The organism is Plectonema cf. radiosum LEGE 06105 (assembly GCF_015207665.1).
Lineage (GTDB): Bacteria > Cyanobacteriota > Cyanobacteriia > Cyanobacteriales > Nostocaceae > Rivularia > Rivularia radiosa_A.
The window spans coordinates 1-11,685 of the sequence record NZ_JADEWL010000181.1; the positions used below are offsets into that span (position 1 = coordinate 1).

Sequence of the window (11,685 nt, forward strand, 5' to 3'; positions counted from 1 at the left end):
CCCCATCCCCTTGTCCACTTCCTAAGCCATTTCCCAATATTCATCCCTTGTCAGACGAATTTGAGCCAAAGCGAAGATAGTGGGAATAATTCGACCATAATTTGTGGCGATCGCCCTCCATCCTAAATCGGCGAAAAACCAAGCCCACATCATCGGCCCTACAAATGCAAATACGCTTCTGACGGCACCATAACGTGCTGCACTTACAGCCATACCCTGACGGGCTATTTGTGCAGTTGCATAACCTTGAAATTGCTTTGCAGCGACAGTTCCACCTTTAATTGCAGCTTGTTTAGCAACTTGATAAGTAGCTAAATGAGTAGCAAACTGACGAGTAATTTGCTTGAGTAACATTGGTTGAATCACCGAAGTCACAGCTAAAGCACTACCACCTTTAAAAATTAAACCCAAGGGGTCTTTTTGTAAAGTCAAAGGTAAAGGTTCCTTGAGTTCCGATTTTACTAACTGCTGCTGTACCTTTTCGGTTAACTTTCTTTTTTCTCCCGCAGGTAGTTTGTTCCAAACTTTTCCTAAAAGATGCAGAAACACTTCAGCTTCTAAATCTACGGTTGTTAACTCGTCAGAATAAGGAATTTTTAAATATTTACAGACTTGTAACAAAGCTTCACGATAAGTTACCTGTTTGCTACGTCCCTGTAATACTGTCATTCCAGGAGCGGCTAAAAAGCGAAAACGTTCCTCAAGTGTATCCAACCAAGCTTGACGACTTTGACTTTGCACTTCTATCGGATCTGGTGTTTGCACGTAATCCAAAGGATTAAACTTACGACTAAATAAAATTGCAGTTAAATCTTGCAATTCTTCTTCAGTAGCTAACTCTAGCGCTACCCTTAATTCATCCAATTTCCCTTCCTCCCTTAGATTTCTTACATTAGTTTTTTCCCGTACTTTATTCTACTATTAGCTTTCGGCACTCATTGGTAATCCTTTGTAAGACTGTAGAAAACTGATAATTATATATAGTAGGCTATTGACTAATGACTAATGTTGCTGTAATTGGTGCCGGAATGTCGGGTTTAGTTTGCGCTCAGCAATTAACGCAAGCCGGATATTCAGTAAGGGTAATAGATAAATCTCGTGGTGTTGGTGGAAGAGTTGCTACCCGTCGTTTATTTGAAACACAAGCGGATCATGGTGCTTGTTATCTCAAACCAAAAGGTGAAGTTTTACAACGTTTAGTAAATTTACTCATTGAAAAAGGTGAGTTAGAAGTTTGGACTAAAACTGTTCACGAAATACAAGCTAATTCTTCATCTATTATCCCTAACATTCCATCATCTCTTCCCTACATTGCACCGTCTGGAATGAATGCGATCGCAAAATTTCTCACACAAAGCTTAGAAATAATTCACAATCAACGTGTTAATTCGATTACTTTTAATTCTCAAAATCAATGGTTTTTAACCAGCGATACTAACGAAGAATTTACAGCTTCATCTGTAGTGATTGCGATTCCTGCACCTCAAGCTGTGATGTTATTAGAAGCATCAGTAGAATTGTTAAATAATCGTTTTCTAGAAAAATTACTTAGTGTGGAATTTGACCCTAGTTTGACAGTCATGGCAGGATATCCGGATTCATTACCGCAACTTCCAGAATGGAAAGCAATTACATTTAAAGACAACTCTATTTTGGGATGGATTGGGTTAGATAGTAGCAAACGAAAAAATCCCGCACAACCACATTTTGTGATTCACAGTAGTGCTGATTTCGCTCAACGTTACTTTGAATCAGTAGATTTACAACAAGTTGGACAACAAATACTAGAAAATGCTGCTTCCACTTTAAAATTACAGTGGTTGAAAAATCCCCAATGGATGCAAGTACATCGGTGGAGATATGCTTTTCCCAAAACCCCAATTAAACAATCTTGTTTAGCAGCAGAAACACCTTTACCGTTAGTATGTTGCGGAGATTGGTGTGGTGGAAATCTAATTGAAAGTGCAATGCTTTCTGGAATTGCCGCAGCCGAATATATTAACAGTCAACTTGAGCAGCGCGAATTACCAGGGATTGATTTTCTTGATGCTTTGTAAGCGAGTCAGCAGAGAAGTCGGGTTTTTATGATGATTGTCTTGCCTGAGAGATATTTTCAGCTAAAAACCCGACTTCTGATTTACGATGATTGTGTTTTAGAACAGATGCTAAACTTTATTTCAACGGATCGTGTCCCCAATTCATTAACGAATAACGCCAAGGAGTCTCTTCAATATTACCATCTGGTTTCTGTGCAGAATGACGATGAACGTAGCTAACAACTTTCTTCATATGCGATATATCCTCATCATTGTAATCCTCTTTTTTCTTTCGCAAAATGTCGATAATCTGCTTACCAGACTTATGTCCTTTTGATTCATCATCACCATCATCTTTTTGTCCAACTGATTGAGATTCCTCAGTTCCCAACCAAGATTCCAATTGTTTTGCTGTCATATTTACAGCATGATTAAATTCTTCAATTACCGTTTTTGTATCCTTACTCATAAGTTAAAAATCAAGAATACGACAAATATTTTTTGTTAGAACTTACGCACTCGTCACGATAAATAAGGCTTTGCGATCAACCGCACATAAAGGTGATTACTTCGCGCAGCGAATAATGACGTAAATACGTAGTCCGTGCGTAAATCCTGTTTGTATATTATTCCTCTACTTTTTCTAAAGACTCAGGTTTATGAGCCGCTTTTTTGCCACTTTTTTCGCTTTCAACTAAATATTCCGGATTATCTTTTGAAGCTGCAACATGATGTCCTTTAATATCTGTTTCTGAAGTCAACTTCTTTTTAACTTCACCAGTAGTTTTACCTTGAGCAGTATTCCACTGCACTTGATCACCTTTTTTTAATTCTTCACTCATTTTTTTAATTCATATTTGAGTTTTATTACATAAATATTTTAAATACATTATTAAAAAAAACATCATTCTGTAGACATCATTCTGTAGATAGATGAAATCACTAATGTAGAGACGTAGCACTGCTACGTCTCCTCCCATTTACGCTGTTACCAAACATATAACAATACAAAAATTCAGCATTATCTGCCAGACAAAACACCAAAATTCAGCATTATCTGCCAGACAACAATACAAAAATTCAGCATTATCTGCCAGACAAAACACCAAAATTCAGCATTATCTGCCAGACAAAACACCAAAATTCAGCATTATCTGCCAGACAAAACACCAAAATTCAGCATTATCTGCCAGACAACAATACAAAAATTTAGGGTTATCTGCCAGACAACAATACAAAAATTTAGGGTTATCTGCCAGACAAAAAGACGTAGCAGTGCTACGTCTCTACATCATGAACCCGTTTAAAATACTTCTAAAGGTAAATGATGTAATCCTTTCATATTTGCCAAAATACTCGTAGATTTTTCAATCAAATCGACATTACCATTTAAAACATCATTGCGAGTCATATGATGAATATAATCAGGAATAACTCCACAATCTTCTAAGGAAAAACCATTGTGATTTCCCACACGCAGCGAACGTTTTACAGCCATGGTAATTTGTGCATTTCGAGGTAGAGGAGAAAAATCTAAAGGATGGAATAAATCATCATATTCCCAAACATTTGCACCACCACCACCAGTATTTCCATTAATACCAAGAATTGGTCCAATAGCATTATCCTGGAATCCTGCTGCAAATATCTCTGTAGCACCATAAGATAATGTATCGGTTATCAAAATAACGGGACCAAAATATTTTTTTCCGTATTGATTAATCTCATCAATATAATCAGAATTTCCGCTAATAGGATAAGCTCTAGAATAAACATTACCTGTATCAAGAGAACATTCAATAGAACTTTTCCAAGGTTCTGATGCTATTTTTAGAGTTGTCGGTGTATTAATAAATTGAAATAATGCTGGTTGAATTTTATTTGTCGTGAAAAGTTGCAGAATCATTTCACCGGCTTCAATATATCCACCGCTATTCCCGCGAACATCAATAATTAAACCATCTCTAGGTAACTCTTCCAAAACACGAATCAAATCTTGAATAAATTGCTGTCTATCATAAATCATAAAACTGGGAATTTTCATATAGCCAAATTCACCAGAGTCAGTACTATAAATACTCCATTTAAAATCAGTTTCATCACATATCTGATTATCCCGTTTAGCAATTGAAGCAAACAAACTTTTCTTAATTTTCTGTAATTTTACAGCTTCAAAATCAACTCCTAAAGAGCCATATACTTTAGAATTACCAATAACTTGAGTTGCTGGTAAATTCCAAGTTTGCCATTGAAAACGATGTTCGTAATGTTCTTGATTTGCTGTTAAATAAGAAATATATAACCATTCTTCATCGGCAACCAAATATTTACTTCCCGAACGAACCGTCATCGAATTTAAACTATGAATTCTACCTGAGCGTTCATTATTACCATAAGTTCGTATACCATTTAACTCAATTGCACGTTCAATAGGTATACCATTCCAATGAGTAATTATCACTCCTTTGTGAAAATTGGGATGTTCAAAATCCTCATTGACATGAGAAACAACGTAAAATCTTTGATTACCTTCATAGAATTCATCTATCAGAAAAGGTAAAACAAAATTGATCGATTGATAAGGCATCGGAGGCAGATAAACTGTCTGTAAATCTCTTAACTCTGTAAATATGCTTATCATTTCTTGCTGAAAATTAAGTTCATTCATCTTCACCAACCGATATTTAAGTAACTTCAAACGCTGTAATGGATCGACAGCATTTCTCGCACGTTTCAGAGGTAAATGAACGTATATATTTTCGATAAAACTTAAAGCTTGTTCAACAATTTCTTCTCTTTCTTCTCGAATCGACTGCTCAATAATTTGCTTTTTCTGTTCTTCCGTCAACCCCATCGCAGCGACTACACGATCTAGCTTATAATCAGCCATAGTTGTTTACTCCTTGCAGTCTGTGTTATAAATAATACCGCTATTGTGACACAACCTGATTTTTCAACGTTAAAGTTTTAATAATTTTGTAATTGCGAACCGGATGATTTAATTTATCTAGCTGTAGGATTTTTTTTTATTTTATTACTGTTGTAATAGTGAAAACACTTCTTGAATAAAATTTTTGTATTGTAATTTCTGCTCAGTTAATATTTCAGTTAAATTAAAATAAGTAGATATTGTAGAATCGTTTTCAATACGAGTATTAACTTCTGGATTTATGCGAAAAGCTTCTTCAAAAGATTTTTTTGCAGCACCATAACGTTCAAGCGCCCCTGCTGGATCGGTTCCTCCTTTAATTTCAATTACACCAACTTTTATACCCTGATTATTCAGAGTATCTCTTTCATTTGAAGAGCAAATCATAGTCTTATTAATTGCCAAATATTTTTTTCTTACTCCCTTCCCGCCCTAAAATTAGCTACCTCTATGAAATCTCTTTCCTCCGTGCTCTCTAGCTTGAAAAGTTGTTCGTGGGGAGAAACCCCCAAGACCACACTTTATGTGCTTACGGACACGCTCCGCTAACGCTGCGTCTAGGACGGTTTTTTTTAGGTAATCTTTCAGCGGAAAAAGAGTAATTACAATATAATTACCTTGTTAATCACAATTTCCTTATCCCTACTTCCAAACCCCGACAAACCCCCGTCAAAAAATCTAAATCCAAAGTCCCAATTTTATCGCTGGGCTTGTGATAATGAGGATTTCGCATAAATGAAGTATCTGTCACCATTATCGCTGGATATCCGGCATCCCAAAATGGTGCATGGTCGCTCCGTCTTGTCGGAGGAACAATTTTACCTTGATTCACAACTGGTAAAAATTCACTCTTAGTTCCACTTTGACAAAAACTGTTGCGGAGTCGAAATAAATCGGGGAGAGTTTTGAAATTACCAATTAAAGCAATAAAATCACCTGTATTCGGATAAAATCTTTCTAAAAATGGAGCAGGATAATTTTGTGTCCCCGGATTTGCATCGCAATAACCTAACATTTCCAAAGACATCATCAAACGTAATTTTTGCTTTTCTCGTCGCAATTTTGCGACATAATCACTGCTACCCAACAAACCAGATTCTTCCATATCAAAAGCCACGAGTCGCAACGGATACTTTGTGGGCTGTGTAGCAAAAATTCTCGCGAGTTCTAATAAAACCGCTACTCCGGTAGCATTATCATCAGCACCAGGAGTTCCCGGCACGGCATCATAATGAGCTGCAATTAAAATAGGTGATAAATTACTCTTTCCAGATTTAGAATCTGAAGGTAAATTCAAGATCAGATTTTCACAAACTTTGCTACCAACTTTAAAGGTGTGGATTTCCACACTTCCCCATTGTGAAAAAGAAGCACGAATGTATTCTTGAACAAAGAAATGTCCCCCTGTAGCTAAATAAGGGTCACGTTCTCGTGTTATTTGGATAAGATGGGCAACGAGTTGTTTTTTTAAATCCACGGATTAACCAAGAACTATGAAGGATAAAGGATGAAGCATAAATTAACAAATGTTTTTTCAGGTACATTTATTACCTGATTGGGTGAAAAAATCAAGTAGGGCTGTTAATCGCTTGTTTTGTAGATAAATTGTAGATTAATTAAATTATTTCCAATTTCAGACTTGATTTTTGCTTATGAAGGTTGACAATGTATTCCTCAACTGCAAGATACAATAAATCAAGCATTACTTCTAAACATATATTTATAAAAGATACTAGGAGAAACGTAGGGCATGGGCAAGGTAGTAGGCATCGACTTGGGTACAACAAACTCTGTAGTCGCCGTGATGGAAGGTGGCAAGCCGGTGGTTATTGCCAATGCAGAAGGAATGCGAACCACTCCCTCCGTTGTGGGCTTTAGCAAAGACGGCGAAAAGGTTGTGGGACAAATGGCACGCAGACAAACTGTTCTCAATCCTCAGAATACCTTTTTTGCCATCAAGCGTTTTATGGGACGCAAATATTCGGAATTAAATCCAGAATCGAAACGAGTTCCTTATACAGTTCGCAAAGACGAATTTGGTAATATTAAAATTGTTTGTCCTCGTCTTAAGAAAGATTTCGCACCAGAAGAACTTTCGGCGATGATTCTCAAGAAATTAGCCGAAGATGCTAGTAGATACTTAGGTGAAGCTGTAACGGGTGCAGTCATTACCGTTCCTGCTTATTTTAATGATGCTCAGCGACAAGCTACCAGGGATGCGGGAAGAATTGCTGGTTTAGAAGTATTACGAATTCTTAACGAACCAACTGCCGCTTCTTTGGCTTACGGTTTAGATAAAGCCGAAAACGAAATTATTTTAGTATTTGATTTGGGTGGTGGAACTTTTGACGTATCCATCTTAGAAATCGGTGACGGTGTATTTGAAGTCAAAGCCACATCCGGCGATACTCAATTGGGTGGAAACGACTTTGATAAGCGGATTGTCGATTGGTTAGCCGAGAAATTCCTTGAAGATGAAGGGGTAGATTTAAGACGCGATCGCCAAGCTTTACAACGTTTAATGGAAGCTGCGGAAAAGGCGAAAATTGAACTTTCGGCAGTCAGCGTTACCGATATTAATTTACCTTTTATTACCGCCGACCAAGATGGTCCAAAACATTTAGAAACTCGTTTGACTCGTTCCCAATTTGAAGGAATGTGTGACGATTTGTTGGGTAAATTGCGAATTCCTGTCAAACGAGCGCTGCGAGATGCTGGAATGACACCGCGAGACATCGAAGAAGTTGTACTTGTCGGTGGTTCAACCAGAATGCCAATTATCGAAAAATTGGTCGAGGGAATGATTGGCTTGCAGCCCAATCAAAATGTTAATCCCGATGAAGTTGTGGGTATTGGTGCTGCGGTACAAGCCGGTATTCTTGCTGGTGAATTTAAAGATGTATTGCTGCTGGATGTCACTCCCCTATCAATCGGCTTGGAAACCATCGGCGGGTTAATGAAAAAGCTCATTCCTCGCAACACTACCATACCCGTCCGCCGTTCCGATATTTTCTCAACTTCCGAAAATAACCAAAACACCGTGGAAATCCACGTAGTTCAAGGCGAGCGGGAAATGGCTGCCGATAACAAAGCCTTAGGACGTTTTAAACTGTATGGCATTCCTCCCGCACCTAGGGGAATACCGCAGATTCAAGTATCTTTTGATATTGATGCCAACGGAATTTTACAGGTAACGGCATTAGATAAAACCACAGGAAGAGAACAAAGTATTACCATTCAAGGCGCTTCCAACTTGACTGAAGCTGATATTCAGCAGGCGATTCGGGAAGCAGAAAAATTTGCCGACGTAGACAGACAGCGTAAAGAGAAAGTAGAAAAACGCACCAAATCCGAAGCATTAATTTTACAAGCCGAAAGACAACTGCGAGAAGTAGCGCTGGATTTTGGAATGCAATTTGCTCGCAATCGTCGTCAACGAATTGATAATATTTGTCGAGATTTACGCGATAGCTTAAAAGCAGATGACGATCGCGGTATTGACCAAACTTACGCCGATTTACAAGATGCTTTATCCGATTTAAATAAAGAAGTTCGTCAGTACTACGCTGAAGACGAAGAAGACGATTTATTCGGTACCATCCGCGATATCTTTATCGGTGACAAAGATCGGGATGATGATTTTTACGACAAGGGTTACGGTAGGGATTCAAATCGGGGCTACGGAAAAGATTATGACCGAGGAGGTTACGGCAAAGATTACGACAGAGGTTATGGTACTAGAGATGCCGACGGGGGGGGATACGGTAGAGATGCCGACAAAAGTTATGGTGGTAGGGATTTAGACCGGGGTTATGGTCGAGATGGCGATCGCAATGGTGGTCGAGATTCCTACCGAGATTCGGGTACCAGAAACAACAGCGACTCAAGCTACCCAAGCTATGACAAAGGTTATTCGTCACGTAAACCAGCGAAACCGAGCTATCAAGATAACTGGGATGAAGAGGATGATGATTGGTTGTAGTGTTTTTTAAATTAGCTTTGACAACTGAATATAAATTTTTCTTTGTGGAACGGTAAACCACCCCTTTAATCTTTTCACTATATTCACAATATGAGTAGTGAAATAATCCTATTTAATTAACTATTAGCGGCTATCGTGGGGCAGCCATATAAGGAATAGGGGCTAGGGAATAGGGAAGTGTACTGATTTTTTTTCAATTAGGAGTTCTATATACGGATTTTAATACTGAACGAGAGTACAAAATAGAAATATAAAAGCCAGCACAAAATCCCATAAAAACCAATTAGGAATCGTTTCATCTTTGTGATCGACCTGAAATTACCAACCGAAACGTAAATTATTAAGAAACAAAAAATCTATTAATCGATTCATTTAAACAAATTACTATGCAGAACTTGCAAAATTTTCGGGATTATTACGAAATTTTAGGAGTATCTAAAAATGCGACAAATGAGGAAATCAAAAAAAGTTATCGACGATTAGCGCGACAATTTCACCCAGACCTCAATCCTGGTGACAAAACCTCAGAAGAAAAATTTAAAGATATAAATGAAGCTTATGAAGTGTTAAGCGACCCCAGTAAACGCGCTCAATACGACCAATTTAGCGTTTTCTGGAAGCAAAATGGTTTTGCTGGGTCAAAGTCGCGCAAAACATCGAATCAAGCAAACGGTCGTACACAAGATGTCAATCCTGCTAAATACGATAATTTTGATACCTTTATCGACCAAGTTTTTGGTGTCAAAAATCAAGCAGCTAATACATCTAGTAGTTACACGGATAGTACAAATACTGACCCATTTCGTACTCCAAAAACAAAAGTTGCTTACACTCCAAACTCGCGTCCAACTCGTCGCGATATCGAAGCAAGATTAACTTTACCCTTAGAAAAAGCTTACCAAGGTGGTTTAGAAAGAATTCGTCTTGAAGATGGACGTTCTTTAGAAGTTAATATGCCCCCAGGTATGGTAACAGGACAAACTATCCGATTGCGAAACCAAGGCATTAGTGGGGGTGATTTATACCTTAAAATTACCGTACAACCCCATCATGTTTTTAAACTTGAAGGCACCGATATCCACTGTCAGGTACCGATTACTCCCTGCGAAGCAGTTTTAGGAGGACAAGTAGAAGCACCGACCTTAGATGGACTAGTAAAAATGACAATTCCTCCAGGAGTTAGGTCAGGTCAACGGTTACGCTTAGAAGGTAAAGGCTATCCTGACGAAAAAGGTAAGCGCGGAAATCAACTCGTAGAAATTCAAATCATTACTCCTAAAAATATTAGTCCCCAAGAACGCGAACTTTACGAAAAGTTACGAGAAATTGAAACTTTCAAACCTCGCGGTAATTTAATTAAATAATCCAATCCCCAGCAGAATTTAAACTCAAATTCACAAATAAATTCACAAATATTTATTTATATAATGGTGATTGTCATCGCTTGCCATAATAAAAATATAGCAGTAGCCACAATTGTTAAGACATTTTCTGGATTTCTCACAAGTAAGTGGTAGGCGGATTCGTGACAAATTGATTTTCCCACTACTAACTACTAACTACTAACTACTAACTACTGACTCCAACTTCCTTCTTGTTTGTGAGAAATGGGGGATTTACCTGTTCCTTTAAAAGCAAAATTATGATGTCCTAACCAATATGCTTACTGCTATTGTTTTAAAATATGAGAAAAAGCTGCCCGCAAGGTAACGAACATAGCTGTGAATCAAAATCGGACAATACCAAGCCGCAGTGAACCTACCTACTATTCCTTGTTAGGTGTTCATCCAGGAGCTTCAGCCATCGAAATCCGTCGTGCTTATCGAGAACTTAGCAAACGCTATCATCCCGATACCACTGATTTACCCACCGCGATCGCTACCGTTAAATTTCAAAAACTTAACGAAGCTTACGGTACCCTCAGCAATCCCCAAAAGCGCTTGAGTTACGACTTGAAAATTGGCTATTCCCGCTTTTCGGTGATTCAAGCACCCTCCGATCTGAATCATCCAGTTTCTCAAACTCGTCATCTATCTAGATCCGCTTACCTTGATGCTAGCGATCGCCCCCTTTCACCAGGTGAGATTTTTGCTTTATTTATTCTCGGATTAACCTTTTTAGGATGTTTGCTCTTAGTAATTGCCGTAGGTTTAACTAAAGGTGAAGCAGCTTTTCAAACAAATATACAACAGCCAGATATTGTAGTGCAGCAAATAATTAACTCAAATAAATCAAATATTGTCAATCAATTTCACAATAATTAAAATCTCAAAATACTAAATTATAGCAACAGCAACCAACTATCAGTTAACAGTTATCAATCAACCATCAACTATCAGTTAACAGTTAACAGTTATCAACAGTCAACCAACCATCATCAACTAACAACCAACCACCATCAACCATCAACTAACAACTATCAACCATCGACTATCAACCATCAACTAACAACTAATTATGATGTATCTTTTAAATTCAGAAACCCCACTATATAATCATCCACTTCCTCAAATTGAGCAATGGTTAAAAGATAAAGGCTGTCAACAAGACGAAACATATTTACATATATGGCGCGTAAACCGACCTTCTTGGGAAGCAGAAATTTTGCTTGACATTGAAGAAATTACAGTGCGATATATCAATGCTGGAAACAATAGAGAAGATATCCAACGCTCATTTAAGTATTCTCTTAGTCGCAAAGATATAGAAGAGGCAATTTTTTCTGGACCCTAGGAGGG

11 protein-coding genes are annotated in these 11,685 nt (G+C 37.9%); 5 read left to right on the forward strand and 6 right to left on the reverse strand.

Annotated features, from left to right (window positions below; translation table 11 throughout):
* Positions 1-21: 21 nt before the first annotated feature.
* Positions 22-864 carry a YaaW family protein gene (locus IQ247_RS28800; RefSeq protein WP_193925227.1) on the reverse strand — a complete coding sequence of 281 codons (843 nt, stop codon included), beginning with the start codon at positions 862-864 and terminating at the stop codon, positions 22-24.
* Between the two features lie 134 nt (positions 865-998).
* On the opposite strand from IQ247_RS28800, the gene IQ247_RS28805 reads away from it, so the two are divergent.
* On the forward strand, positions 999-2,057 hold the full coding sequence (locus IQ247_RS28805) for an NAD(P)/FAD-dependent oxidoreductase (RefSeq protein ID WP_193925228.1): 1,059 nt from the start codon (positions 999-1,001) through the stop codon (positions 2,055-2,057).
* Between the two features lie 115 nt (positions 2,058-2,172).
* On the opposite strand, the gene IQ247_RS28810 is transcribed toward IQ247_RS28805, so the two are convergent.
* The 5 genes from IQ247_RS28810 to IQ247_RS28830 form a co-directional block, all read right to left on the reverse strand.
* Entirely contained in the window at positions 2,173-2,505 is a 333-nt protein-coding gene (locus tag IQ247_RS28810; RefSeq protein WP_193925229.1) for a DUF3140 domain-containing protein, read from the reverse strand.
* Positions 2,506-2,662: 157 nt separating this feature from the next.
* Positions 2,663-2,878 carry a hypervirulence associated TUDOR domain-containing protein gene (locus tag IQ247_RS28815; protein ID WP_193925230.1) on the reverse strand — a complete coding sequence of 72 codons (216 nt, stop codon included), beginning with the start codon at positions 2,876-2,878 and terminating at the stop codon, positions 2,663-2,665.
* Between the two features lie 461 nt (positions 2,879-3,339).
* Complete coding sequence (locus IQ247_RS28820; protein ID WP_193925231.1) at positions 3,340-4,926, reverse strand: S41 family peptidase; 1,587 nt, start codon at positions 4,924-4,926, stop codon at positions 3,340-3,342.
* A gap of 144 nt (positions 4,927-5,070) precedes the next feature.
* Entirely contained in the window at positions 5,071-5,370 is a 300-nt protein-coding gene (locus tag IQ247_RS28825) for a hypothetical protein (protein ID WP_193925233.1), read from the reverse strand.
* Between the two features lie 220 nt (positions 5,371-5,590).
* Positions 5,591-6,442, reverse strand: a complete 852-nt coding sequence (locus IQ247_RS28830) for a M20/M25/M40 family metallo-hydrolase (protein ID WP_193925234.1) — start codon at positions 6,440-6,442, stop codon at positions 5,591-5,593.
* Positions 6,443-6,715: 273 nt separating this feature from the next.
* On the opposite strand from IQ247_RS28830, the gene dnaK reads away from it, so the two are divergent.
* The 4 genes from dnaK (at position 6,716) to IQ247_RS28850 (ending at position 11,680) form a co-directional block, all read left to right on the forward strand.
* Entirely contained in the window at positions 6,716-8,947 is a 2,232-nt protein-coding gene (dnaK, locus tag IQ247_RS28835; RefSeq protein ID WP_193925236.1) for a molecular chaperone DnaK, read from the forward strand.
* 395 nt (positions 8,948-9,342) lie between these two features.
* Positions 9,343-10,311, forward strand: a complete 969-nt coding sequence (locus IQ247_RS28840) for a DnaJ C-terminal domain-containing protein (protein WP_228060134.1) — start codon at positions 9,343-9,345, stop codon at positions 10,309-10,311.
* A gap of 357 nt (positions 10,312-10,668) precedes the next feature.
* A complete protein-coding gene (locus IQ247_RS28845; RefSeq protein ID WP_322745596.1) occupies positions 10,669-11,211 on the forward strand; it encodes a J domain-containing protein in 543 nt (180 codons plus the stop codon).
* 196 nt (positions 11,212-11,407) lie between these two features.
* Positions 11,408-11,680 carry a DUF3143 domain-containing protein gene (locus IQ247_RS28850; protein ID WP_193925239.1) on the forward strand — a complete coding sequence of 91 codons (273 nt, stop codon included), beginning with the start codon at positions 11,408-11,410 and terminating at the stop codon, positions 11,678-11,680.
* The last annotated feature ends 5 nt before the right edge of the window (positions 11,681-11,685 follow it).